A 23,929-nucleotide genomic window follows, 5' to 3' on the forward strand; every position below is an offset into this window, starting at 1 on the left:
GAGACCTGCCCATGCTCTACGCCATCCTCTGCTACAATGACGAAGCCACCGTCGGCGCCTGGTCCAAGGCCGAGGAGGACAAGGTGATGGCCGACCTCTGGGCGGTCCAGGAGCCCTATGTCCAGGCCGGCCGCATGGGCCCCGTCGCACGCCTCCTGCCCACCACGGCCGCCACCACCCTGCGCAAGAACGGGGACGAACCCCTGGTGATCGACGGGCCCTTCGCCGAGACCAAGGAGCAGTTGCTGGGCTTCTATGTGGTCGACTGCGACGATCTCGACGGCGCCCTGACCCTGGCCCGCGATCTCGCCAAGGCCAATCCCGGCCTGGGCTCCTATGAGATCCGCCCAGTCCTCACCCACCGGGCCGGAACCCTGCCGGCATGAGCGACCTGGCCTGGATCGACGCGGCCCTGACCGCCGCCCGTCCCCAGGCGATCGGCGCCCTGCTGCGCTATTTCCGCGACCTCGACACGGCCGAGGAGGCCTTTCAGGAGGCCTGCCTGCGGGCCCTGCGCAACTGGCCGGACAAGGGCCCGCCCCGCGATCCCGCCGCCTGGCTCATCCTGGTCGGCCGCAACGCCGGGGTCGACACGGTGCGCAAGCTGTCGCGCCAGGAGGCCCTGCCGGACGAGGCGGCGATCTCCGACCTGGAGGACGCCGAGGCCGATCTCGTTGAGCGGTTGGACGGGGCGGATTATCGCGACGATATCCTGCGGCTGCTGTTCGTCTGCTGCCATCCGGACCTGCCGGCGACCCAGCAGATCGCGCTCGCCCTGCGCATCGTCTCGGGCCTGTCGGTCCGCCAGATCGCCCGCGCCTTCCTGGTCGGCGAGAGCGCCATGGAGCAGCGGATCACCCGCGCCAAGGGCAAGATCGCCAAGGCGGGCGTCCCCTTCGAAGCCCCGGGGCCGGTCGAGCGGGCCGAGCGCCTCGCGGCCGTCGCGGCCATGATCTATCTGGTGTTCAACGAGGGCTATTCCGCCGGCCCCGCCGTCGACGACGCCCGCGCCGGCCTGGCCGAGGAGGCCATCCGCCTGGTCCGGCTGCTGCTGCGGCTGTTCCCCACCGAGCCGGAGATCATGGGCCTGGCCGCCCTCCTCCTGCTGCAGCACGCCCGCGCGGCCGCCCGCTTCGACGCTGAGGGCGAGGTGGTGCTGCTGGACGATCAGGATCGCGCCCTGTGGAACCGCGGGATGATCGCCGAGGGCCTGGCCCTGATCGACAAGGCCATGCGCCACCGGCGGCCCGGCCCCTATCAGGTCCAGGCCGCGATCGCCGCCCTGCATGCCCGGGCCGCGACGCCGGCCGACACCGACTGGGCCCAGATCGACCAGCTCTATGCGGCCCTGGAGCGGCTGCAGCCCTCGCCGGTGATCACCCTCAACCGCGCCGTGGCGGTGTCCAAGGTCGCGGGGCCGGAAGCCGCCCTGGCGCTGATCGCCCCCCTGGCCGGGCGCCTCGACGGCTATTTTCACTTCCACGGCCTGAAAGGCGCCCTGCTGACCCAGCTCGGCCGGACCGAGGAGGCCCGCGCCGCCTTTGGCCAGGCGATCGGCCTGGCCAACACCCCGGCCGAGGCCGCCCACATCCGCGCACGATTGGACGGTCTTGTTCAGTCGTCCTGAACGCCGACCTGGACGCGCGCGAATTTCCAGGGCTGGGCTGTCGGGCCGGTGCCCCGCGCCGCGTCCTTGGACCACAGTCACAGTATCGGGAGCCCCGACATGTTGAAACTCATCCTCCTGGCGGCGATCGTCGGGATCGCAGCCCTGCTGGCCTTTGCGGCCACGCGCCCCAATAGCTTCAAGTACCAGCGCAGCATCGTGATCCATGCGCCGCCGGAGAAGGTCTTCGCCAAGATCGACAACTTCCACGCCTGGGCCGACTGGTCGCCCTACGAGAAGCTCGATCCCGGCATGGCGCGCACCTATTCAGGCCCCGAGAGCGGCGTGGGCGCCGCCTATGGCTGGGAGAGCAAGGGCAAGGCCGGGGTCGGCAGCATGGACATCACCGCCGTGAAACCGGCCTCCCGAATCGTGATCCGCCTGGTCTTCACCAAGCCCTTCGCCGCCCACAACACCGCGACCTTCGAGCTGACCCCCGAGGCGGACGGCACGCGGGTCACCTGGGCCATGGAGGGCGCGAACCCGTTCATGGCCAAGCTAATGGGCCTGGTATTCAACATGGACAAGATGGTCGGCGCCGACTTCGAGACCGGTCTGGCCAGCCTCAAGGCCCTGTGCGAGGCCTGAGGGATCAGGCGCCGGGCAGCCGGTATTTCGAGGCCATCACGCAGCTCGGCACGCCATGTTGCACGCTGACCGTGGCCGGCACGCCGACGCCGGGCGCGAAATAGAAGCTGCCCTTACTGGTCTTGATCTCCAGGACCGCGGGGCCGGTGAACTGACAGACGTCGCGTTCGCCCAGCTTGTCGGCCCCGTGCATGCCCGCGACGCCGCATTCCACATGGCCGAACCGGCGGCCGAAATCGATCATGTCGAAGCTGAAGACCTGCTTCGCGCGCAGGGGCTGGGCGGCGTACTGGGCGGCCGTCCAGCTGGGACAGGGCGCGCCGTCGACGGTCAGGTCCTGGGTGAAGACCTTGTTTTCCTCGCGCGCCACGGCGTTGCGCTCCAGGGCGGCCTTGCCGAGCACATAGGTCACCGGCGCGCCGATCGCCGCGGCCACCGCCAGCGCGATCCAGACGATACTGGCCGGACGCGCGGCGCCGCCAAAGTCGGGACTTCTCTTGACCACCTGAAACTCCGTCGCTCGAACCCGACCCGTCCGGCGACGAGCAAGACCATGTTAGACACGGCCCCGCCGATAAATCTACATCTGTAATTTATCCGAACTAGAACTCTTCCCAGCTGTCCGACGCGGCCGGGCGCGGCGCCGCCCGGCCTCCGCCGTTCGCCACCCGCCGCAGGGGCGCAGCCGCCGCGGGCGCGCGGGCGGCGTGCGTCCCGTCGACCTTGAAGCCCGCGACCAGGCGCTCAAGTTCGTTGGCCTCCTCGGCGAGGCTCCGGCTGGCGGCCGTCGTCTCCTCGACCATCGCGGCGTTCTGCTGGGTGACCTGGTCCATCTGGTTGACCGCCACATTGATCTCCGCCAGGCCGCCGGCCTGTTCGCGGGACGAGGCGGCGATCTCGCCGACCAGCTCGTTGATCTCCTCGACCTGAGTGAGGATCTCGCGCAGGGCGGAACCCGTCTGGCCCACCAGATTGACCCCGCGATCCACCTGTCCGGTCGAGCCCTGGATCAGTTGCTTGATCTGCTTGGCGGCGTCCGCCGACCGCTGGGCGAGCGCCCGCACCTCGGACGCCACGACCGCGAAGCCCTTGCCGGCGTCGCCCGCCCGCGCCGCCTCCACCCCGGCGTTGAGCGCCAGGAGATTGGTCTGGAAGGCGATCTCGTCGATCACCCCGATGATCTGGGTGATCTCCTGGGAGGAGGCCTCGATACCGCCCATAGCCTCCACCGCCTCGCCCACCACCTGGCCGCTGCGCTGCGCCGCCTGGCGGGCCACCTCGGTCGCCTTCCGGGCCCGGGCGGCGCCCTCGGCGCTCTTGTTGACCGTGACGGTCAGTTCGTCGAGGGCCGCGGCGGTCTGCTCCAGCCCGGCGGCCTGACGCTCCGTCCGCAAGGAGAGATCGTCGGACGCCCGGCTGATTTCCGCGCAACCGCGCCGGATTTCCTGGGCCGCGTTCTGGATTCCGCTGATCGTCGCCGAGAGGGCCGTGACCGCGCCGTTGAAGTCGGTCGGGATCCGGCGGGTCGCCTCGGTGAAGCGGCCATGGTCCATGCGCCAGGTCAGGTCGCCCTGGGCGAGCGAGGCCATGCCCTCCCCCACGGTCTCGACCGCTGCCGCCTGGGCGCGGGCCCCGGCCAGGGTCTCCTCGGCGTGGGCGTTGCGTTCCGCCTCGGCCTCGGCGCGTTCCCGCTCCTGCTCCGCGCGGCGCCGCTCGCCATCCGACAGATCCCGCCGGAAGCCTTCCAGCGCCATCGCAATGGCGCCGACCTCGTCGCCGCGCTCGACGCCCGGCGCCGCCCGATCATAGTGCCCCTGGCTCAGGCGCTGGACCGCGGCGGTCAGGCTGCCCAGGGGCCGCGCGACCAGGGCGCCGCTGAGTGCGAACAAGAGGACAAGCACCGCCCCGGTGATGGTCAGGCCGCCGACCAGCAACACCACCGCCAGCCGATCGGCCGATCCGGTGATGGCCGCCCGCGGCACATCCACCACCAGCACCCAGGTCGTGTTCAGCTCGGGAAAGGCCACCGGGCGGAACATGCGCTCGAACGCCTTGCCGTTGACCTTCAGATCGGTGGGCGTGGAACTGGCCGTTCCGCTCATCGCCGCCTTCAAGCCCTCCCCGCCCACGTCGCCATAGGGCTTCATCAGCAGATTGGCGTCGGGATGGGCGATCCACTTGCCGGCCGCCGACAACAGCATCACCCGGCCGCCGCCCAACGGATGGCGTGCGGCAAGCCGCGCCGAAAGATTGGCCAGCGACATGTCGAGACCGGCGACGCCGATCAACTCCCCGTGGGCGGTCACCGGATAGGCGACGGACGCCATCTGCACGGACGCGCCGCTCATCGCCTCGACATAGGGTTCGGTGAGCGTCGGGCGGCCGCTGGCCGCCGGCCCGGTATAATAGGCCTCGCCGAAGTCCGTCCCGTCGGTGGTGGGCTCAAGCCCGACCTGTCCGCCGTGATTGACCCAGTAGACCGAAAGCCGGCCATTGACGTTGGAGGCGGTGGCGGACTCGTTGATGTGGCTGGCGTCGTCGCCGCCCACCTTGTTCGGCTCGGCCATGAACCAGGCGCCCATGACCGGGCCATAGACCGTGGCCTCGGGCCGCATCATCGCCACATAGGACGCCCGGTCGTTGACGCCCGCCTCACGGGCTGCGCCGAGCATGCCGGACATCGACTTGGCGGCGGCCGCCGCCGCGTTGAGCTCGGCGCCGACCTCCTGCACCGCCTGGGTCGCCACCGCGTCCGCATATTGGCGGTTCAGGTCAGAGACCACGCCCCGGGTATGGAGGGACACCGCCGCGGCGGCCGCCAGAAGCAAAAGACCAATGGCCAGGCCGGCTGCGACCCCCAGCTTGCCGGCGATCGACAGCCTGTTCAGCGCGCCCATGGCTCATTCCCTGTTGGAGACTGAGACTTCTGGTCGCTGATTCCCGTAAATTCCCCATTAATCAAGGACTTACCTAGGATAGCGCCACTCACCCAAAGGTGGCGTCGCCTCCGGATTCATCCGAGCTTTGGGGGGTGCGATCTGGTCAGATCGCCTGGCTGAGCGCCTCGGCCAGTCGGTCTTCCTTCAGCTTCTCGGCGACGAGGAACGCCAGCTCCAGGGCCTGCTCTCCGTTCAGCCGGGGGTCGCAGTGGGTGTGGTAGCGGTCGGCGAGATCGCCTTCCGACAGGGCCCGCGCCCCGCCCAGGCATTCGGTGACGTTCTGGCCGGTCATCTCCAGGTGCACGCCGCCGGGGTGGACCCCTTCGGCCTTGCAGATCTCGATGAAGCTCTTCACCTCCGACAGGATCCGGTCGAAGGGCCGGGTCTTGTAGCCGTTGGCGGCGGTCAGGGTGTTGCCGTGCATGGGGTCGATCGCCCAGACCACCTTGCGGCCGGCGGCCTTGGTCGCCTGCAGCAGGCGCGGCAGGCGGCCCTCGATCTTGTCGTGGCCGAAGCGGCCATAGAGGGTCAGGCGGCCGGGTTCGTTCTTGGGGTTCAGCACGTCGATCAGGCGCAGGACGTCGTCCGGCTCCATGGTCGGGCCGACCTTGCAGCCGATCGGATTGCGGATGCCGCGGAAATATTCGACGTGGGCGCCGTCCAGTTGGCGGGTGCGCTCGCCGATCCAGACCATGTGGGCGGAGGTGTCGTACCATTCGCCCGAGGTGCTATCGATCCGCGTCATCGCCTCCTCGAAGCCCAGCAGCAGGGCCTCGTGGGCGGTGAAAAACTCGACGCGATGCAGGTCGGGATGGCTCTCCGGGGTGACCCCGATGGCGGCCATGAAGGTGAGCGCCTCGCTGATCTTCTCCGACAGCTCCTTGTACCGGGCGCCCTGGGGGCTGTCGTTGACGAAGCCCAGCGTCCAGCGGTGGATGTTGTAGAGGTCGGCATAGCCGCCGCCGGCGAAGGCGCGCAGCAGGTTGAGCGTCGAGGACGCCTGACCATAGGCCTGCAGCAGGCGTTGCGGGTCCGGGATCCGCGCCTCGGGCGTGAACTCCATGCCGTTGATGTTGTCGCCGCGATAGGACGGCAGGGTCACGTCGCCGATGGTCTCGGTCGGCGAGGAGCGCGGCTTGGCGAACTGGCCGGCCATGCGGCCGACCTTCACCACGGGCTTGCCGCCGGCGAAGGTCAGGACCACCGCCATCTGCAGGATCAGCCGGAACATGTCGCGGATGTTGTCGGCGTGGAATTCCTTGAAGCTCTCGGCGCAGTCGCCGCCCTGCAGCAGGAAGGCGCGGCCCTCGGCGACATCGGCCAGCAGGCTCTTCAGGCGGCGGGCCTCGCCGGCGAACACCAGGGGCGGCATGCCGCGCAGGGTCTGTTCGACCCGGGCCAGCGCCGCCAGATCCGGATAGTCCTCAGGAATGTGCTTGGCCGGCTTGGCGCGCCAGGAGGACGGGTTCCAGTGCTCAGTCATGGTTCTGCTCCGCGCCCGCGCGGTCGCGGGCGGCGCCTTCTACTCTGTAAAGACCGCGATCGTCGACCTTGACCTTGCGGCGCGCGACGCGCGCGGCGCCCGCGCCTCGGCCGGGGTGCGCAGCAGGGCCACGCAGGCCGTGGCCGCCAGGGCGCCAAGCGCCAGCCACCATTCCTGCCAGACCCCGAAGCTGAAGGCGCCGAACACCAGATAGATGGTCGCCGTCGCCGCCCCGACCGCCGCCGCCGGATCGCGGGATTTGCGGCTGAGCCCATTCCACAGCGCCACCCAGAACACGGCCGCGCCCACTGCGCCGATCAGGCCGAGCTCCAGCCAGATCTGCAGGGGACCGTCATGGGGGTGCAGAATGATGCCGGGACCGAACATCTTGCTGGAATCCAGCCCCCAGCCGCGCGCCGGGTGGTCGCTGATCCAGTCCGAGGCGTGACGCCAATAGCCCATGCGCTCCGACCAGGAGAGCGGCACGGCGTGCTCCAGCTGCTGATAAACGCCGGCGGCGCGGGCGGCCCAGACCAGGGCCGGGGCGGTCAGATAGATGGCCGCGGTCAGGATGGCGGCCACGCGGGGCCCCCAGCGCGGCCAGGCCCAGACGGCCAGGCCGACGATCGCCGCAGCCCCCAGCCCCAGCAGAGGGGCGTCATATCCGAACACCACGCTGGGCAGGATGATCCCGACCAGGATCGGCGCGCCCAGCCAGACCGTCCCGCCGAACCGCCGTGCGGCCAGGATCGCGGCCGGCGCGAGCAGGGTCAGGCCGAACAGGCCCTGGCACACATTCTTGACCCCCAGATCGGGGCGGATGGGATCGCCCATGGCGTCGCGGATGGCGCGATAGCCCGAGGCGTAGGTCAGCCCCTCGCCCAGCATGATCAGGGCGAGCAGCGTCATGCCCCAGGCCAGGGTCCGCAACAGGCCGATCCGGCCGCCCGCCGTCGTCCGGCGCGCCCCGGCGATCACCGACGCGTAGAGCACCGTCTCGAACAGCAGCTTGACCGACGAGGATTCCCCAATGTTCTTGGGCGTATAGGGACTCCAGATCGCCGACCCCACCGCCCAGATCAGCAGGGTGATGATGGCGATCCCCGCCGGCCGGTCCTGTTCCTCAAGGGTCAGGCTGGGCAGCATCAGCAGCCCGGCCAGGGCGGTGACGGCGGCGTAGCCCCGCGGCGCCAGCCAGCCGAAGGGCACGGCCAGCACGAAGGCGCCGACCAGCACCCAGCCGCACCAGGCGGCCAGCCGATCGGTCGGGGCGACCGCCGCCTCGGTCACGCGCCCACCGGCACGTGCTTGTCACGCATGGTCACCAGTTCCTCGGCGAGCGTCGGGTGGACGGCGCAAGTCGAATCCCACTGCGGCTTGGTCACCCCCATCTTCAGGGCGATGGCGGCCATCTGGATGATCTCCGGGGCGTCGGGGCCGACGACGTGGCAGCCCAGGATCTTCTCGCTGTCGGCGGCCACCACCAGCTTGATCAGGCAGCGGTCGTCGCCGCCGTAGAAGGTGGTCTTCATCGGCCGGAAGCGGGACAGGTAGATGTCGACCTTGCCGTGGCTGCGGCGCGCGTCGCCCTCCGACAGGCCCACCGAGCCGACCGGCGGCTGGGAGAACACGGCCGAGGCGACCATATCGTGGTCGAAGCTGGTCGGGTTGTTGTGGAACTCGGTCTGGGCGAAGGCCGCGCCCTCGCGGATCGCCACGGGGGTCAGGTTGATCCGGTCGGTGACGTCGCCCACCGCCCAGATGTTCTCGACATTGGTCTTGGAGAACCGGTCCACCGCCACGGCGCCGGCGTCGTTCAGCTTCACGCCCGCGGTCTCCAGGCCCAGGCCGTCGACATAGGGCTTGCGGCCGGTGGCGAACATCACGACGTCGGTCTCGATCGCGTGGCCGCTCGTCATGTGATTGACCAGGCCGGTGGCGGTCTTCTCGATCTTCTCGTGCTGGCAGCCCAGCACGACCTTGATGCCGCGCTTCTTCATCTCCTCGGCCACATGGGCCCGCACGTCGTCGTCGAAGCCGCGCAGGATATTGGCGCCGCGATAGACGAGCGTGGTGTCCACCCCCAGACCCGCGAAGATCCCGGCGAACTCGACGGCGATATAGCCGCCGCCGGCGATCAGGATCCGCTTGGGCAGCTGCGGCAGGTGGAAGGCCTCTTCCGAGGTGATCGCATGCTCGACGCCGGGAATGTCGGCGGGCTTGAAGGGCCGCCCGCCCGTGGCGACCAGAATCTTGTCGGCCGTCACCGTGCGGGCCTCGGCGCCGTCCTTGCCCTCGATCAGCACCGTATGGGCGTCGGTCAGCCGGGCTTTGCCGTGCAGCAGTTCGGCGCCGGCGTTCTGCAGGTTGGTCACATAGATCCCCGACAGCCGGGCGATCTCGCGGTCCTTGGCGGTCAGGAACTTGTTCCAGTCGAACACCGCCCCGCTCGGCGACCAGCCATAGCCCTCGGCGGTCTTGGCGTAGGCCGCGAATTCCGAGGCGTAGACCATGAACTTCTTGGGCACGCAGCCGCGGATCACGCAGGTGCCGCCCACCCGGTACTCCTCGGCCACCGCCACCTTGGCGCCGGACATCGCCGCCACCCTGGCCGCGCGCACGCCGCCCGAACCAGCGCCGATCACGAAGAGGTCGTAGTCGTATTTCGCCACGCGATGCTCCTTAGGGCTCAAGAGTGACGACGCCGTCGGGCGTCCCCACCAGGGCCATGTCCGCCAGGTCGAGAAACAGGCCATGATCGACCACGCCGGTCACGCTCTTCAGCGCGGCCGCGAGCAATGCGGGCTCCTCGATGCGCCCACAGGCCGCGTCATAGATAAGGTTGCCGCCGTCGGTCTTCACGGAGGCGCCGTCCTTCACGCGCAGACGGGGCGCGACGCCCAGGTCGCATTCGGTGAGCGCGTCGCAGATCCTGGCCATGGTGGTCTTGTGGCCGAAGGCCACGACTTCGATCGGCAGGGGAAACTTGCCCAGCAGGGGCACGCGCTTGGCGGCGTCGGCGATGACCACGCAGCGCTTGGACGCTTCCCAGACCAGCTTCTCGCGCAGCAGGGCCGCGCCGCCGCCCTTGATCAGGGCAAGCGCCGGTCCGATCTCGTCGGCGCCGTCGACGGTCAGGTCGATCGCTGAGACCTCGTCCAGATCCTTGATCACGATCCCCAGGCTGGTCGCCAGCTCGGCGGTGGCCACCGAGGTCGGCACGCCCACGATATCGAGCTTGCGGGCGGCCAGCGCCCTGACGAACCAGGCGGCCGTCGAGCCCGTGCCCAGGCCGACCGTCATGCCCGGCTTCACCAGCAGGGCGGCGGCCTCTCCGCAGGCGCGTTTCTGATCGTCAGCGTTCATCGTTCCGTCCTTTGGACCCACATACCGGGGCGGGCGAAACTTCGCAGTTATTTCTTCGTCCGCTTGGCGAGCTTCATGGCCCGGAACCGCGCCGCCCAGCCCTCCTTCACGACCTGGCCGGCGCGCTCCAGCGCGAGCGCGTCGGCCGGCACGTCCTGGGTGATCACCGAGCCGGAGCCGGTCATGGCCCCGGCCCCGATAGTCACCGGGGCGACCAGGGCGGAATTGGAGCCGATGAAGGCGTTCTCGCCCACATGGGTGTCGTGCTTGTCGAAGCCGTCATAGTTGCAGAAGATCGTGCCGGCCCCGATATTGGCCTTGGCCCCCACCGTGCCGTCGCCCAGATAGCTGAGGTGGTTGGCCTTGGCGCCCGCGCCGACCTTGACCTTCTTCACCTCGACGAAATTGCCGATGTGGGCGTCCACCCCGATGTCCGCGCCCGGCCGCAGGCGGGCATAGGGACCGATCAGGGCGCCCTGCCCCACGGACGCGCCCTCCAGATGGCTGAAGGCGCGGATCACCGCGCCGGTCTCGACCGTCACGCCGGGCGCGAAGACCACGAACTGTTCGACCATCACCCCCGGATGGAGCTTGGTGTCCCAGCTGAAATGCACCGTCTCCGGCGCGGCCATGGCCACGCCCTCGGCCAGGAAGTGCGCCCGGGCGCGAGCCTGGAACACCGCTTCCGCCTGGGACAGCTGCATGGGCGTGTCGCAGCCCATGACCGCGCTTTCCGGCGCGAAGGCGACCTTGACCTTCTTCTCCTCGGCGGTGGCGAAGCCGACGATGGAGGTGATGTAGTACTCGCCCTTGGCGTTCTTGTTGTCGACGCGGCTGAGCCAGGCGAACAGCTGGGCCCGGTCGGCGCAGTACATGCCGGCGTTGCAGGCCTTGACCGCCAGCTCCTCCTCGGTGGCGTCCTTGGGCTCGACCACCCGGATCACATGGCCGTCCGCGCCCATGATCAGCCGGCCATAGAGCAGGCCGTCGACCGGCTTGAAGCCCATGATGGCGAGCTCGGCGCCGGCCGCCCGCTGGGCGAACAGCGGCTCGAGGTCCGAGGCCTTGAGCAGCGGGCAGTCGCCATTGGTGACCAGGACGTCGCCGTCGAAATCGGCCAGGGCGTCCTTGGCCGCCAGCACGGCGTGGGCGGTGCCGAGCGGCGGGTCCTGCACGGCCACCGCACCTTCGCCCAGCCGCTTCACGGCCAGCTCGCGGACGCCGGGGCTGTGATTGCCGACGATGACGATGATCTTCTCGCAGCCCGCCGCCTGGACGGTGTCGATCACCCAATCCAGCAGGGTGCGTCCGCCGACCTTGTGCAACAGCTTCGGGATCGGCGACTTCATGCGCGTGCCTTGGCCCGCGGCGAGGATGACGGCGGCGCGTGCGGTCATGGGTCGGGATCCTGGAATCGAAGTCGTCATTGCAATGTCGCGGCGTTTACCGGAAACGGCGAGCGCTTTCGATTGGAGCCGTCATCGCGATGCCCGAGCTTGATGTCCTTCGTGGGGCGACCATCGCCTTCGACCTCGACGGCACCCTGGTGGATTCGGCGCCGGACCTGGTCAACACCCTGAACCTGATCCTCACCCAGGAGGGCGTCCCCGTCCTGCCCTTCGAGGACGCGCGGCGCTTCATCGGCCATGGCGCGCGCCGGATGCTGGAGCGGGGATTCGCCGCCCAGGGGCTGGAGCCGCCGCCCGCCGAGATGGACGCCCTGTGGGCCCGCTTCCTCGACCATTACGAGGCCCATAGCTCGGACCTCACCCGCCCCTATCCCGGCGTGCCCCAGGCCCTGGCCGCGCTGAAGGCCGCCGGCGCCCGGCTGGCGGTCTGCACCAACAAACTCACCTATCTGTCCACCCCAATCCTCGAGGCGCTGGGGCTCGCCCCCTATTTCGACGCCGTGATCGGCCGCGACCTCGCCCCCGCCGCCAAGCCCGACGGCCGCCACCTGGTCTGCGCGGTCGAGGCCGCCGGTGGGCGAATCGAGCGCGCCGTTATGGTCGGCGACGCCTCCACCGACGCCGGGACCGCGCGGGCCGCGGGGACGCCGCTGATCCTGATGAGCTTCGGCTACACCGAGATTCCGGTGGAGGACCTGGGGGCCGACATCCTGCTCGACCACTTCGACGACATGGTCGATGCGTGCGTCCGTCTTTTGGGCGCTTGCCCGACGCAACCGAGCGGGCTATAGGCGCATCCCTTCCGGCGGATGCGTAGCTCAGCGGGAGAGCACCTCGTTCACACCGAGGGGGTCACAGGTTCAATCCCTGTCGCATCCACCATTTTTCATAACAAAAACAGAGACTTACTGACCGACCCCTTTAGGGTTCGCCATTTCACGCGCCAAGGGGGGCAAATGGGGGGCATTTCTGACGGCGCTCAAAATGATCTCCGTTGAGACCTGAGGTGCTTGGAAGGCCGGGTTTCGGCCGAAATCCCGAATCGCCGCCAACATCGTGACGCCCACCGGGACCAGATTGATTTGGCCAAGTCGTCCAGGCGGCTGGAACCAGGCCGGCCGCGCAACCGTCGTCGCCAGGGGCGGTGGTGCAGAGTCCATCGCCTGCCGCAGGCTGCGGAATGGACGCCGGTCAAAGACCGGCCTCCACGGCTGCTTCAGGCGATGGGACCTGCGGACGCATCGTCCCGGATCACCTGTCGGCTTGAGGCCACGAAAATGGAGGTCATTCCCGCCCGGCCGCGCTGCTGGGCACGAGTTGTCCTTGCAGCGCGGCGTCTCAACGGCGCACCAGGCTCAGCAGCGGACCCTCCAGGTGGGGCAGGGCCAGGCCGCCCATCGGGACAAGACTTGCCCGCCGACACAACCGCCGTTGCGCCGACGGCTGACAGCGGACCACCGTCCCCCGGCAGCGTCTGCGCGATGGGCGCACACGCGACCGAAAGACGGCCCGCGACTGTGCTCTGGAGAAGGTCTTACTTGGGCGCGGGGGTCGGCATGGCGTGCTCGCCTTCCATCATGCCCGAGCACTTCTTGTGCATCGCGGCCATCTCGTCCTTGCTGAGCGGCTTGCCGTTCGGCCACATCGCAATGCCGCTCTTCTCGCGGCTGTGCTCGTGGACGGCCTTGGGGGCCATGTCCTTGCCCATCATGCCCATGCACATCTTGTGCATGTCGGCCTGGCTCATGCCTTCCATGCCGCCGGGCGCAGGCGTGGCGGCCGCGGGCTTGGCGTCAGGCGCGGGATGGTGGGCGCTATGGTCTTCCTGGGCGAAGCCGGGGCCAGCGACGAGGGCGGCCGCGGCGGCCAGGGCGATGAGAATAGAAGAGCGCATGTCCGAATCTCCAGATGCAGAAGGTTGCAGATGGAATGACGCGCCAGCCCGCCGACATTACGGGTGCCACAGCAAGATCCGGCCCAGCGGCCTGCCCGGCTAGGTCAAGGCCCGATCCAGCACGGCGATGAGTTCGGCGGCCTTGGCTCGGCGCTCCGCCTCGTCCCCATCGACCAGCGCGGCCGTCACGCAGTGGTCCAGGTGATCCTTTAGGATTTCGGACTCCACGCGCCGAAGCGCCGCGCGCACGGCCTGCAGTTGGGTGAGGACGTCGATACAATAGCGATCCTCGTCGACCATGCGGGCGATGCCCCGCACCTGCCCCTCGATCCGGCTGAGGCGGTTGAGCAGCTTCGGCTTGTCGTTATGGTTCAAGAGCGTCCTCCCGTGCAGGAGCCAATATACCCCCATATGGGTATTTGACAATATGCCCCTAGGGGGTATATCTGAGTTACTCGCTGCGGAGTTATCCGGCCATGCCGAACGCCCCTTCCCACCCCGATCACGACCACGCCCACCCCCATCACGCAGGCCATGGCGAGCCCCCGCCGGCCGGCAAGGTCCTCGACCCCGTCTGCGGCATGACGGTGGATCCGCAGACGACCCCGCACCGGGCTGAGCTCGACGGGACGCCCTATTTCTTTTGCTCGGCCGGCTGCCGAACCAAGTTCACCGCCGAGCCGGCGCGCTACCTTGACGGCCGCAAGGCCGAGGCGCCCGCCGCGCCGGCCGGGACCATCTACACCTGCCCCATGCATCCGGAGATCCGCCAGGTCGGGCCGGGCTCCTGCCCGATCTGCGGCATGGCGCTCGAGCCCGAGTTGGTCACCGCCGACAGCGCGCCCAATCCGGAGCTCACCGACTTCACGCGCCGGTTCTGGATCGGGCTGGTTCTCGCCCTCCCGGTGTTCGCCCTGGAGATGGGCGGCCACCTCACCGGGCTGATGATGCGCGTGAGCGGCCAAACCTCGGCCTGGATCCAGTTCGCGCTCGCCACCCCGGTCGTCCTCTGGTCCGGCTGGCCCTTCTTCGAGCGCGGCGCCAAGTCGCTGGTCACCCGCCACCTGAACATGTTCACCCTGATCGCCATGGGGGTGGGCGTCGCCTGGACCTACAGCGTCGTGGCGACCCTCGCGCCCCACCTGTTCCCGCCGGCCTTCCGCCGCGCCGACGGCAGCGTGCCGATCTATTTCGAGGCCGCCGCCGTGATCACCGTGCTCGTCCTGCTGGGCCAGGTCCTGGAGCTGCGCGCGCGCGAGCAGACCTCCGGCGCCATCAAGGCCCTGCTGGACCTCGCGCCCAAGACCGCGCGGCGAGTCCGCGCCGATGGGAGCGACGAGGAGGTCGGGCTCGACCAGATCCTGGTCGGCGACAACCTGCGTGTCCGCCCCGGCGAGAAGGTCCCGGTTGACGGCGAACTCGTCGAGGGCCGGGTGGCGATCGACGAGTCCATGGTGACCGGCGAGTCCATGCCGGTAACCAAGGAGCCGGGCGACAAGGTGATCGGCGGCGCCATCAACAAGACCGGCTCCTTCGTCATGCGGGCGGAGAAGGTCGGCGCCGACACCCTGCTCTCCCAGATCGTGCAGATGGTCGCCCAGGCCCAGCGCAGCCGGGCCCCCATCCAGCGTATGGCCGACCTGGTCTCCGGCTGGTTCGTGCCCACGGTGATCGGCATGGCGGCGATCGCCTTTGCGGTCTGGGCGACGGTCGGCCCGGAGCCGAGGTTCGCCTTCGCCCTGGTTGCGGCGGTCTCGGTGCTGATCATCGCCTGCCCCTGCGCCCTTGGCCTCGCAACCCCGCTGTCGATCATGGTCGGGGTGGGCCGCGGCGCCCAGGCCGGCGTGCTGATCAAGAACGCCGAGGCGCTGGAGCGTTTCGAAAAGATCGACACCATCGTCATCGACAAGACCGGCACCCTGACCGAGGGCCGTCCGGCCGTGATCGCCATCCGCCCGGCGGCAGGCTTCGACGAGGCCGAGCTGCTGCGCCTGGCCGCCAGCCTGGAGCGCGGCAGCGAGCATCCGCTCGCCGACGCCATCCTGCGCGCCGCCACCGAACGCAAGCTCGCCCTCGTCCAGCCGACGGACTTCGACTCTCCAGTGGGCAAAGGCGTCCTGGGCCTGATCGACGGCCGCCGCGTGAGCCTCGGCTCGGGCAAGTTCATGGCCGAGCAGGGCGTCGACACCACCGCCCTGGACGCCGAGGCGGAAAGCCTTCGCGCCGATGGCGCCACGGCGATATTCGCGGCGGTCGACGGCGCCGTGGCCGGTGTCTTCGCCATCGCCGATCCGATCAAGGCCACCACCCTGCAGGCCGTTCAGGCCCTGCAGGCCGAAGGCGTGCGGCTGGTGATGATGACCGGCGACAATCGCACCACCGCAATGGCCGTCGCCCGCAAGCTGGGGATCACCGAGGTCGAGGCCGAGGTGCTGCCGCAGGACAAGGCCGCCGTCGTCGAGAAGTTCCGCCGTGAAGGTCGCAAGGTCGCCATGGCCGGCGACGGGGTGAACGATGCCCCGGCCCTGGCCGCCGCCGAGGTGGGCGTCGCCATGGGCGCCGGGTCCGACGTCGCCATCGAAAGCGCCGGAGTCACGCTCCTGAAGGGCGACCTGCAGGGTCTGGTCAAGGCGCGGCGGCTGTCGCGCGCGGTGATGGGCAATATCCGCCAGAACCTGTTCTTCGCCTTCGCCTACAACGTGGCCGGCGTGCCGATCGCGGCCGGGGTGCTCTATCCGGTGTTCGGATGGCTGCTGTCACCCGCCATCGCCGCCGGTGCCATGGCGCTATCCAGCGTCAGCGTGGTGACCAATGCGCTCAGGCTGCGAAGCGTCCGGCTCTAGCCTGCGCTTGCGGACACAGCGCCGAAGGTGCGGCGGGCGTCGCCTGCCATGCGCTCGACGCACCAGCGGGCATAGGCGTCCGCCAGGCCAGGGACGAGGCGGCCGGGGCCGCGAGGCGCCAGGTCGTAGTCGATCCAGACCCGCAAGTTGGACCCGGCAACGGTCGGCGTGGTCTCGAAGCCCATCTCGTAGTCGCCGATGATGATCAGACGCGGCTGGCCCACGGTGCGCCAGACCTTGCGGCGGGGCGGCGCGCGCTCGGTCACCACCTCGTCGACGAACAGCTCCAGGCCGAACGCTCGGCCGCCCATGCGGATGTGCGAGCCGACCACCTGTCCCCGGCCCGCGTCGAAGTCATAGGTCATCCGCCCCCCGCCCATCATCATCGACGGGCGGGCCATATGCGCCGCCAACCGAGTCTGGTCGTCGAGATGGTCGAACAGCCGATCCGGGGTCGCGGCGACCTCTACGGAGGCCTGCCTATGGCGGGTCATGGACGGGTCTCCGGGACATCCCCGGCCGCCCCGGGCGGGACCACCAGGTTCTGAGGCGCGCGGCAGGCGAAGGCTTCGATATTGTCGAGGGTCTTGCCGACGATCCGCCCCAGGGCCTCGGCCGTGTCATAGGCGATGTGCGGCGTTACCACGACATTGGGCAGACGCAGGAGCGTATTGGCGGCCACCAGGGCGCGCAGACGCTCTGCCGGCAGCGGCGTGTCCGTGCGGAAGATCTCTGCCTCCTCGCGCAGCAGCGGCTCCTCGGAGAGGACGTCCAGACCCGCCCCGGCCAGGCGCCCGCTGCTCAGGGCGCGCACCAGGGCCGCGGCGTTCACCACCCCGCCGCGGGCTGTGTTGATGAGCACCGCGCCGGGTTTCATCTGGGCGAACTCGGCATCTGAGATCATCTCCCGCGTTTCGGCGCCACCCGGCACGTGGAGGCTCACGACGTCGGCGCGGCGCAGAAGCTCACTCAGGCTGACGTACTCGAAGCCGAGGCGCTGGGCGGCGCCCACGTCAGGCGCCGCATCGGCTGCGACGGCTGTCATCCCGAAGCCACGCGCGATCTGGATCACCCGCCGTCCAATTCGGCCGGCGCCGATGACGCCCATCGTCCGGCCCGCGAGATCAAAGCCGCGGAGACCCTCCATCGTAAAGTCGCCTGCGCGCGTGCGCCCCGCAGCCTCCACGATCCGCCGCGAGACGGCCAACAGCAGGGCGAAGGCGTGTTCGGCCACAGTGGGATCGCCGTAATCCGGAACATTGCAGACGGCCACCCCGCGCTGGCGGCACGCCTCCAGATCGATGTGGTCGTATCCGGTGGACCGGGTCGCAACGAGCTTGAGGTGGGGTAGCGCTGTGAGGACAGGCTCGCTGCAATCCGACCTGATAAAGGTGGTGACAACCTCAGCGTCGGCGTACTCGCGCGCCAGGGCCACGGTCAGCCGCTCTGCCGTGCAACGGACTTGGTGGGCGGACTCCAGGCGAAGACACGCCTCTCGCTCCCACTCCGCCGCTTCGAAGACGACAACCTTCATCGCTTGGGTCCCATAGGCCTACGCCTCACCACTGGCGCCGGAAGAGCAGCCAGCTGGCGGTGAACAGGGGTGCGCCAATCAGGGCGAGCGCCAGCGCATGCGGCCAGAGTTCGCCCATGCCGGCGCCCTTCAGGAACAGGCCGGTGACGATCGCAATGCCGTGGCGCAGCGGACTGGCTTCCGAGGCGATCTGCAGCCACCTGGGCATGCTCTCGATCGGCGAGACGCTGCCGGAGAGGAACAACAGCGGGAACAGACTGAAGAAGCTGGTCAGCAGCGCCTGCTGCAGGGTGTTGGTGACCGAGGCGACGAACATTCCGATGGAGACCGCGCTCATGAGGAACAGCGCCTCGAGCCCGAGGAACGTGGTGACGCTGCCGTTCATCGGCACGTGCAGAAGCCGCAGCACCAGCAGGGACGGCAGAAGCGAGCCCAGGGTCACCGTGACGGGCGGCAAGACCTTGCCGAGGAACAGCTCGTGCGCCCGGATCGGCGTGACCCGGATCTGCTCCAGCGTCCCGTTCTGCTTCTCGCGGACCATGCCGGCGGCGGGCAGGATCACCGCCAGCATGAAGCCGGCCTGGGCCAGCATGGCCAGGGCCTCGAAGCGGGTGTTGGTGAGGTTCGGATTGTACCATACCCGCACGGCCGGCTGCACGCCGGCGGTCATTCGCATCGATCCCATGAGACGCGCCTGGGCGAAGCGCGCCGTCATCTCGATGATGTAGGCCCGCGCCCGCGAGGCCACGTCAGCGTTGGAGCCATCGACCACGACGCCGACCGAGACCTGGCGACCGCTGGCGACCCGCGCGCCGAAGCCCGGCGGGATCTCGACGAGCGCGTCCAGCTTGCCCGTCTTGAGCCCGGATTCGGCCTGCCGTTCCGATGTAAACAGCCCGGCCAGGATGAAGGAATCTGCGGAGGTCAGGTCCTCGGTCAGAGCCCGGCTGGCCGCCGAGCGGTCGTGATCGATCAAGCCCAGCTTCAGGTTCTTCACGTCCATGCCCACCGCCAGGGTGCACATGGCGATCTCGACGGTGGTCAGCCAGACGACCAGGAACAGCACGACGGGATCGCGCAGCATCTGCGCGAACTCCTTGCCGAGCAGGCCGAAGAGCCGTCCGGGGTTCATCAGGCGATCCGCTTCTTCAAGAGCAAGGTCGCCAGGATCAGGACAACGGCGGTGTAGACGACCAGGACCGCGACATTGACCCAGACCTCAGCCAGTCCGGCCCCGCGCATGACGATCCCACGCGAGATGTTGACGAAATACATGGTCGGAATCTTCGCCGAATAGGCCTGGAAGAACGGCGGCATGGTGAAGATCGGATAGATGAACCCGGAGAACAAAAACGAGGGCATCAGGGTCACGATCAGCGTGACCAGCATGGCGGCCACCTGGGTGCGCACCAGGGTCGAGATCAGCAGCCCGATCGAGACGGTGCAGAGGACGTAGAGGAGCCCCAGCACCGTCAGCAGCGCGAGGCTCCCGTGCATCGGAACCTTGAACCACAGGAACCCCGCCGCCAGGACCATGGCCAGCTGCAGGGCGGCGATCCCGGCATAGGGGAGCAGCTTGCCGATGATGAACTCGGGCTTGGTGAGCGGCGAAGCATAGATCTGCGCGATGGTGCCCAGCTCCTTCTCCCGCGAGACCGCCAGGGCGGTCAAAAGCGGCGGGAACGCCATCAGGATCACCGCGAACAGCCCCGGCACAATGAAGTCGCGGCTGCGCAGTTGCGGATTGTACCAGACCCGCACCTCGGGCTGGACCGGGAGCTGCAGGCTCCCGTTCGGATAGGCGTACATGATCGCGCGCCCATAGGCTGAGACGATCGCGGCGGTGGACGCATAGGTGCCGTCCACCAGGAACTCGACGGGCGCGGCTTCTCCCTGTTTCAGTCGCCGGCCGAACCCTGGGGGGATCGAGAGCACCGCGCGCGCCTTGCCCTGCATCAGGGCGTGCTCGGCGACGCGCTCGTCCTGCGGCGCGTCCACCAGCCGGAAATAGGGGGTGTTCAGGAACTGGTCCGAGAGCGCCCGGCTGGCCGCGCTCTTGTCGTGATCGACGATGATCAGCGGGGCGTTCTCGACATCGAAGGAGAGCGCGTAGCCAAACAGGAACAGGATCACCAGCGGCATGAAGAGCGCGATCCAGACCGTGATCGGATCGCGCACGATCTCCAGAACTTCCTTCCGCGAGAAGGCCAGGATGCGAGCGATCTTCATGCCGCCGCCGCCTGCCCGCGCGCACGGGCGATAAAGCCCAGGAACACGTCTTCGACGCGGGCCTCCTTGAGCCCCAGTTCGGTCTTCAGCGCTTGAAGTGTGCCGAGCGCAATCATCCGGCCGTCCATCATCAGGCCCAGCTGGTCGCAGTAGGTCGCCTCCTCAAGATAGTGCGTCGAGACGATCACCGCGACGCCCTCCCCCGCCAGGGCCGAGATCAGCCGCCAGAACCGGAACCGCGACAGCGGATCGACGCCGGAGGTCGGCTCGTCCAGAAACAGCACCTTGGGGCGATGGACGATGGCGCAGGCCAAGGCCAGCCGCTGGCGCACCGCGCTGGAGAGATCTCGCACCAGGCCCGCGTCTGTGGCCGCGAACCCGGCCCGCTCACAAGCCCACGCGATGCGAGCTTTCATCTCGCGGGAGGGAACGCCGTAGGATCGGGCGAAGAAGGTCAAGTTCTCCTGCGCCGTCAGATCCGTGAACAGCGAGAACTTCTGGGACACGTAGCCGATGCTGGCGCGGACCTCCTCGCTCTGGCGAGCGACGTCGAACCCGGCGACGCGCGCCTGGCCCGTGGATGGCGCAAGCAGACCGCAAAGTATTCGAATCAGGGTCGTCTTGCCGGCCCCGTTGGGACCGAGCAGGCCAAGCACTTCGCCGGCCTTCACCTGGACGCTCACGTCGTCCACCGCGACGAAATCGCCGAAGCGCCGGGTGACCCGCTCGGCGCCGACCAGGACCTCATGGCTTGCGCTGCGCTCCGGCGCCGGCAACGCGGCGCGAGGGGCGTCGTCCGCCGAGGCGACGGTGAAGACATCCTCCATCGTGGGCTCCACCGGCTTCAGCTCGCGGCAGTGCAGGCCGATGTCGGGCGGTGCGTCGGCGGAGCGCAGCTGGACGCGCACTTCGTCGGCGGAGCGCCTTTGGAAGCTGAGGACGTCCGGAAGCTTCGCCAGCGCGGCCTCCGCCACCTCCGGCGTGCTGGAGCGGACGCTGTAGACGTGGCCGCGGGCCGTTTCCCGCAGTTCAGACGGCGCGCCGAGCGCCAGTGGCCGCCCATCGCGCAGGAGCAAGACCCGGTCGCTGGCGTCAGCCTCGTCCATGTAGGAGGTGGCGAAGACGATCGATCGGCCCTCCGCCCGGGCCGCATCGAGGATGCGCCAGAGTTCGCGGCGGGAGAGCGGGTCCACGCCAAGGCTCGGCTCGTCGAGGATCAGCAGGGGGGGCTCGTGGATCAGGTTGGCGCAGAGCGCGAGTTTCTTGCGCATGCCGCCGGAGAGCTGGCCCTCACGTCGGTCCTGGAACCTCTCCAGGCCCGCCATGGCGAGGAGCTTGGCCTTGCGGGCGGCGAAGGCGGCCTTGGGCACGTCGCGGATGGCGGCGGCGAAGGCGATGTTCTCCGCAACGGTCAGGCGGTCGTAGAGCGAGAAGCCTTGCGACATGTAGCCGACGCGCGCCTGCACCCGCTCGGCATTCCTGCGCACGTCCTCGCCCAGCACGCGGCAGGATCCCAAACTCGGCCGCAGGATGGCCGCCAACATCTGCAGGAGGGTGGTCTTGCCGGCGCCGTCCGGACCGACGACGCCGAACACCTCGCCCGGCTGGAGCTGGAAGCTGACGTCCTGCAGGACCGTTCGTCCGCCGAACCTGCGGCCAAGCCCATCGGCCTCGATCACCGGCGGCGCCATGGGCTACTCCGGCGCCTTGAGTGACTTTGGCCAGCCGGCCTTGCCGTCCCAGAGGATCCAGGCGTCAGCCGGCATGCCGGGCTTCAACACGCCCTCCGGATTGGGGGCCTCCAGGATCACCCCATAGACGGTGCGGCTGCGCTCGTCGGCCATATGGACGTCGCGCGGCGTGAACTGGGCCTGGGCGTCCACCCGCGCCACGCGGGCGGGGAAGTCTCGCCCGCCGAAGGCGTCAACGTGAATGCGCGCCTGGCCGCCCAGGCGCAGCCGACCAAGGTCCTTCTCGACGATGAACACCTTGAGCTTCACGGTCTGCAGGTTGGCCAGCACAGCCAAGGGCTGACCCGCCCCCACGACTTCACCCGGTTCGGCGAGCTTCTCGAGCACGGCGCCCGATATCGGCGCCACAAGGCGGGTCTTGGCGATCTGAGCGTGAGCCAGCGCCGCGGTCTTCGCCGCGACCGTGGCCTGGGCGTCGGCCTCCGCGCGCTGCTGGCGCAGGACGCTCACCTGGTCGGTGGCGGCGGCATAGGTGTTGCGGACCATGTCCAGGCGCTGGGCCGGGATCCAGCCCGCCCTGCTCAAGGTCTCGTACCGGCCAAGATCGGTCTTGGCGGTCATCGCGTGGTGGCTAGCAAGGCCGATCTGAGCATCGATCTGCGAGCCGGCGCGCAGGGCGGCCACGCGTTGGGCCTCGGCGCGATCGGCCTGCAGCTCGTAGTCGGCGGCGTCGATGCGCATCAAGGGCTCACCGGCGCGGACGGACTGGCCTTCGACGGCGCGGTTCTCCAGGAGACGGCCGGCCACCTCAGAGGCGACCCGAACCTCGTCGGCCTCGATCCGACCGCTGCCATAGATGACCTGGTCGGGCATCGGCTCGGGCTGCAGCCGCCAATAGGCGTAGGCCGACGCCGACACGACGCCGATCAGGCCGACAGCGACCAGTCCCGCAACGCTCTTCGCCGATAGCTTCAACGCCGATCTCCCGCCCGCCTGTCCACGGGTGATCAGACGCGGAACCCTGCTCGTCGTTACAGCCTGACCGAGCTCTCGCGGCGCTGTTGCAGCTCGGAGGTCGTAAGACGTGCGTGGACGATCACGGCCAGGACCGCAGCCGCCAATGGCGCGGCCGCGCCAACCCAGAGGGCCGTCCCTGTCGGGCCGAAGGCGTCGAACGCGACGCCGGCGAAGGCCGACCCCGCCGCCTGGCCAAGCCCCGCCGCGGCGGTCTGCCGACCCAGTTGAGCGCCCTGGGCGGGCCCGGCTTCGCGGGAGACCCAATAGGCCAGCACCGGCACAAGGGCGCCGCCGCTCACTGCAAACAGTCCGACCGCCAGCGCGTAGACCCCGAACGAGGACGCCGGGCCCGCCAGGGCCATGCCGCCTGCGATACCCGCGAATGCCGGCGCGAGGACCGCCGCGGTGTTCGCGGGCTTCACCCAGCGGGAAAAAACCGTCGCCTGGGCGGCGAACATGACGAGGCTGCAGCCGGTGAACAGCGCCCCGGTCTGCACCAACGTCAGGCCCAGGGCGCGACCGCCGCGAATGGCGATCGCCACCTCGAAGACGCCGATGGCGAGCGAAACCACGAAGGTCAGCGCCAGCAGCGGCCGCAACGAACCGCTGCGCGCGCGTGGCGCGGATATGGCGTTCCGCGCCGGCCGGCCGCGAGGCGCCCAGGCCCACAGCATCAGCACGACGGGAACCGCCAGACCCGCCGTCGCGAGGAACGGCGTGACAAGCACGCCCGGCGTGGCGCCCTGGAGCAACAGGCGATCGGCGGCGGAACCCGCGACCGGGCCCAGGACGAACCCCGCCACCAGCGCCATGTTGAGCCAGGCCAGGCGGCTCGCCCGCCAATGGTCGTCCGGCGCCAGGTCGGCCACCAGCGCCGAGGAGACCGGCATCACCGCCGCCGCGCAGACCCCGGTCAGCAATTGTTCGGCATAGACCGCCGGCAGCCCTGACGGCCGGGCGAACACCGCCAGGGTGATCGCGAACCCCGCCATCCCGAGAAGCAGCACCGTCCGCCGTCCCGTATGGTCTGAAAGCGCGCCCCACGCCGGCGCGGCGGCGCCGAGCGCCAGGGTGAACAACGCCCCCAGGAGGCCGGCGTGCAACGGAACCCTGGCGGCGGCGCCCGGCGACACCGCCGCGATCAGGGACGGCAACAGCGGCATGTTCAGGCCGAAGCTCGCCGAGATCACGAACGTCGCGGCGACCAGCGCCACGACGACACGCGATCGCATCGCCGCTGTCGTGGCAGGCGGCTGGGCGCCCACCCGCG

Annotated in this window: 21 protein-coding genes and 1 tRNA gene; 6 read left to right on the plus strand and 16 right to left on the minus strand. The window is 69.3% G+C overall.

Features of this window, described 5'->3' with window-relative positions; all coding sequences use genetic code 11:
- Positions 1-11 precede the first annotated feature (11 nt).
- The 3 genes from MQH10_RS10525 to MQH10_RS10535 all read left to right on the plus strand — a co-directional run bounded on the left by MQH10_RS10525 (position 12) and on the right by MQH10_RS10535 (position 2,254).
- Positions 12-386 carry a YciI family protein gene (locus MQH10_RS10525; protein ID WP_242564016.1) on the plus strand — a complete coding sequence of 125 codons (375 nt, stop codon included), beginning with the start codon at positions 12-14 and terminating at the stop codon, positions 384-386.
- Complete coding sequence (locus MQH10_RS10530; protein WP_242564017.1) at positions 383-1,627, plus strand: RNA polymerase sigma factor; 1,245 nt, start codon at positions 383-385, stop codon at positions 1,625-1,627. The genes MQH10_RS10525 and MQH10_RS10530 overlap by 4 nt, the downstream gene beginning before the upstream one ends.
- A 99-nt stretch (positions 1,628-1,726) precedes the next feature.
- The gene (locus tag MQH10_RS10535) at positions 1,727-2,254 is read left to right on the plus strand and encodes an SRPBCC family protein (protein WP_242564018.1); all 528 of its coding nucleotides are present in this window, start codon (positions 1,727-1,729) and stop codon (positions 2,252-2,254) included.
- A gap of 4 nt (positions 2,255-2,258) precedes the next feature.
- On the opposite strand, the gene MQH10_RS10540 is transcribed toward MQH10_RS10535, so the two are convergent.
- From MQH10_RS10540 to glmU, 7 genes are all read right to left on the minus strand, one after another.
- The gene (locus tag MQH10_RS10540; protein WP_242564019.1) at positions 2,259-2,759 is read right to left on the minus strand and encodes a hypothetical protein; all 501 of its coding nucleotides are present in this window, start codon (positions 2,757-2,759) and stop codon (positions 2,259-2,261) included.
- 97 nt (positions 2,760-2,856) lie between these two features.
- Positions 2,857-5,151 (minus strand): methyl-accepting chemotaxis protein, encoded by a 2,295-nt coding sequence (locus MQH10_RS10545; RefSeq protein ID WP_242564020.1) that lies wholly within the window; start codon positions 5,149-5,151, stop codon positions 2,857-2,859.
- A 145-nt stretch (positions 5,152-5,296) separates the two neighbouring features.
- On the minus strand, positions 5,297-6,676 hold the full coding sequence (locus MQH10_RS10550; RefSeq protein ID WP_242564021.1) for a class II 3-deoxy-7-phosphoheptulonate synthase: 1,380 nt from the start codon (positions 6,674-6,676) through the stop codon (positions 5,297-5,299).
- 39 nt (positions 6,677-6,715) lie between these two features.
- Positions 6,716-7,966 carry an O-antigen ligase family protein gene (locus MQH10_RS26800; RefSeq protein ID WP_242564022.1) on the minus strand — a complete coding sequence of 417 codons (1,251 nt, stop codon included), beginning with the start codon at positions 7,964-7,966 and terminating at the stop codon, positions 6,716-6,718.
- Entirely contained in the window at positions 7,963-9,348 is a 1,386-nt protein-coding gene (gene gor, locus MQH10_RS10560; RefSeq protein WP_242564023.1) for a glutathione-disulfide reductase, read from the minus strand. Before gor ends, MQH10_RS26800 begins: the two co-directional genes overlap by 4 nt.
- A gap of 10 nt (positions 9,349-9,358) precedes the next feature.
- The gene (rpiA, locus tag MQH10_RS10565) at positions 9,359-10,042 is read right to left on the minus strand and encodes a ribose-5-phosphate isomerase RpiA (protein WP_242564024.1); all 684 of its coding nucleotides are present in this window, start codon (positions 10,040-10,042) and stop codon (positions 9,359-9,361) included.
- Positions 10,043-10,089: 47 nt separating this feature from the next.
- Positions 10,090-11,469 (minus strand): bifunctional UDP-N-acetylglucosamine diphosphorylase/glucosamine-1-phosphate N-acetyltransferase GlmU, encoded by a 1,380-nt coding sequence (gene glmU, locus MQH10_RS10570; protein WP_242564025.1) that lies wholly within the window; start codon positions 11,467-11,469, stop codon positions 10,090-10,092.
- A 59-nt stretch (positions 11,470-11,528) separates the two neighbouring features.
- On the opposite strand from glmU, the gene gph reads away from it, so the two are divergent.
- Both gph and MQH10_RS10580 read left to right on the plus strand, forming a co-directional pair.
- On the plus strand, positions 11,529-12,242 hold the full coding sequence (gene gph / locus MQH10_RS10575; protein ID WP_242564026.1) for a phosphoglycolate phosphatase: 714 nt from the start codon (positions 11,529-11,531) through the stop codon (positions 12,240-12,242).
- A gap of 16 nt (positions 12,243-12,258) precedes the next feature.
- Positions 12,259-12,333: transfer RNA gene (locus MQH10_RS10580), tRNA-Val, on the plus strand.
- Positions 12,334-12,985: 652 nt separating this feature from the next.
- Here the strand turns inward: MQH10_RS10580 and MQH10_RS10585 are convergent.
- Together MQH10_RS10585 and MQH10_RS10590 are read right to left on the minus strand one after the other, a co-directional pair.
- A complete protein-coding gene (locus MQH10_RS10585) occupies positions 12,986-13,345 on the minus strand; it encodes a hypothetical protein (RefSeq protein ID WP_242564027.1) in 360 nt (119 codons plus the stop codon).
- Between the two features lie 99 nt (positions 13,346-13,444).
- A complete protein-coding gene (locus MQH10_RS10590) occupies positions 13,445-13,720 on the minus strand; it encodes a metal-sensitive transcriptional regulator (RefSeq protein WP_242564028.1) in 276 nt (91 codons plus the stop codon).
- A 101-nt stretch (positions 13,721-13,821) separates the two neighbouring features.
- Here MQH10_RS10590 and MQH10_RS10595 point away from each other — a divergent pair, with 101 nt between their 5' ends.
- The gene (locus tag MQH10_RS10595; RefSeq protein WP_272886852.1) at positions 13,822-16,188 is read left to right on the plus strand and encodes a heavy metal translocating P-type ATPase; all 2,367 of its coding nucleotides are present in this window, start codon (positions 13,822-13,824) and stop codon (positions 16,186-16,188) included.
- On the opposite strand, the gene MQH10_RS10600 is transcribed toward MQH10_RS10595, so the two are convergent.
- The 7 genes from MQH10_RS10600 to MQH10_RS10630 are packed head-to-tail and all read right to left on the minus strand — an operon-like array spanning position 16,185 to position 23,891.
- Positions 16,185-16,682 (minus strand): SRPBCC family protein, encoded by a 498-nt coding sequence (locus tag MQH10_RS10600; RefSeq protein ID WP_242564029.1) that lies wholly within the window; start codon positions 16,680-16,682, stop codon positions 16,185-16,187. The two genes, MQH10_RS10595 and MQH10_RS10600, sit on opposite strands and share 4 nt — an antisense overlap.
- Positions 16,679-17,722, minus strand: a complete 1,044-nt coding sequence (locus tag MQH10_RS10605; protein ID WP_242564030.1) for a hydroxyacid dehydrogenase — start codon at positions 17,720-17,722, stop codon at positions 16,679-16,681. The genes MQH10_RS10600 and MQH10_RS10605 overlap by 4 nt, the downstream gene beginning before the upstream one ends.
- Positions 17,723-17,747: 25 nt before the next feature.
- Positions 17,748-18,854 carry an ABC transporter permease gene (locus tag MQH10_RS10610; RefSeq protein WP_242564031.1) on the minus strand — a complete coding sequence of 369 codons (1,107 nt, stop codon included), beginning with the start codon at positions 18,852-18,854 and terminating at the stop codon, positions 17,748-17,750.
- Positions 18,854-19,951 carry an ABC transporter permease gene (locus tag MQH10_RS10615; protein WP_242564032.1) on the minus strand — a complete coding sequence of 366 codons (1,098 nt, stop codon included), beginning with the start codon at positions 19,949-19,951 and terminating at the stop codon, positions 18,854-18,856. The genes MQH10_RS10610 and MQH10_RS10615 overlap by 1 nt, the downstream gene beginning before the upstream one ends.
- Positions 19,948-21,642, minus strand: a complete 1,695-nt coding sequence (locus MQH10_RS10620; RefSeq protein WP_242564033.1) for an ATP-binding cassette domain-containing protein — start codon at positions 21,640-21,642, stop codon at positions 19,948-19,950. Before MQH10_RS10620 ends, MQH10_RS10615 begins: the two co-directional genes overlap by 4 nt.
- 3 nt (positions 21,643-21,645) lie before the next feature.
- Entirely contained in the window at positions 21,646-22,617 is a 972-nt protein-coding gene (locus MQH10_RS10625) for an HlyD family secretion protein (RefSeq protein WP_242564034.1), read from the minus strand.
- Between the two features lie 56 nt (positions 22,618-22,673).
- Positions 22,674-23,891: an MFS transporter gene (locus MQH10_RS10630; RefSeq protein ID WP_242564035.1), complete on the minus strand. Its 1,218-nt coding sequence runs from the start codon at positions 23,889-23,891 to the stop codon at positions 22,674-22,676.
- Positions 23,892-23,929: the final 38 nt, after the last annotated feature.

The organism is Phenylobacterium aquaticum (genome assembly GCF_022695515.1).
Taxonomy (GTDB): Bacteria; Pseudomonadota; Alphaproteobacteria; order Caulobacterales; family Caulobacteraceae; genus Phenylobacterium; species Phenylobacterium aquaticum.

Bases quoted from the DNA above. Each gene is read 5' to 3' on its own strand.
- MQH10_RS10545 (WP_242564020.1), bottom strand. From the start codon at position 5,151: ATGGGCGCGCTGAACAGGCTGTCGATCGCCGGCAAGCTGGGGGTCGCA.
- MQH10_RS10530 (WP_242564017.1), top strand. From the start codon at position 383: ATGAGCGACCTGGCCTGGATCGACGCGGCCCTGACCGCCGCCCGTCCC.
- MQH10_RS10550 (WP_242564021.1), bottom strand. From the start codon at position 6,676: ATGACTGAGCACTGGAACCCGTCCTCCTGGCGCGCCAAGCCGGCCAAG.
- MQH10_RS10630 (WP_242564035.1), bottom strand. From the start codon at position 23,891: ATGCGATCGCGTGTCGTCGTGGCGCTGGTCGCCGCGACGTTCGTGATC.
- gph (WP_242564026.1), top strand. From the start codon at position 11,529: ATGCCCGAGCTTGATGTCCTTCGTGGGGCGACCATCGCCTTCGACCTC.
- MQH10_RS10525 (WP_242564016.1), top strand. From the start codon at position 12: ATGCTCTACGCCATCCTCTGCTACAATGACGAAGCCACCGTCGGCGCC.
- rpiA (WP_242564024.1), bottom strand. From the start codon at position 10,042: ATGAACGCTGACGATCAGAAACGCGCCTGCGGAGAGGCCGCCGCCCTG.
- MQH10_RS10585 (WP_242564027.1), bottom strand. From the start codon at position 13,345: ATGCGCTCTTCTATTCTCATCGCCCTGGCCGCCGCGGCCGCCCTCGTC.
- glmU (WP_242564025.1), bottom strand. From the start codon at position 11,469: ATGACGACTTCGATTCCAGGATCCCGACCCATGACCGCACGCGCCGCC.
- MQH10_RS10610 (WP_242564031.1), bottom strand. From the start codon at position 18,854: ATGAACCCCGGACGGCTCTTCGGCCTGCTCGGCAAGGAGTTCGCGCAG.
- MQH10_RS10600 (WP_242564029.1), bottom strand. From the start codon at position 16,682: ATGACCCGCCATAGGCAGGCCTCCGTAGAGGTCGCCGCGACCCCGGAT.
- MQH10_RS10595 (WP_272886852.1), top strand. From the start codon at position 13,822: ATGCCGAACGCCCCTTCCCACCCCGATCACGACCACGCCCACCCCCAT.
- MQH10_RS10620 (WP_242564033.1), bottom strand. From the start codon at position 21,642: ATGGCGCCGCCGGTGATCGAGGCCGATGGGCTTGGCCGCAGGTTCGGC.
- MQH10_RS10605 (WP_242564030.1), bottom strand. From the start codon at position 17,722: ATGAAGGTTGTCGTCTTCGAAGCGGCGGAGTGGGAGCGAGAGGCGTGT.
- MQH10_RS10535 (WP_242564018.1), top strand. From the start codon at position 1,727: ATGTTGAAACTCATCCTCCTGGCGGCGATCGTCGGGATCGCAGCCCTG.
- MQH10_RS10615 (WP_242564032.1), bottom strand. From the start codon at position 19,951: ATGAAGATCGCTCGCATCCTGGCCTTCTCGCGGAAGGAAGTTCTGGAG.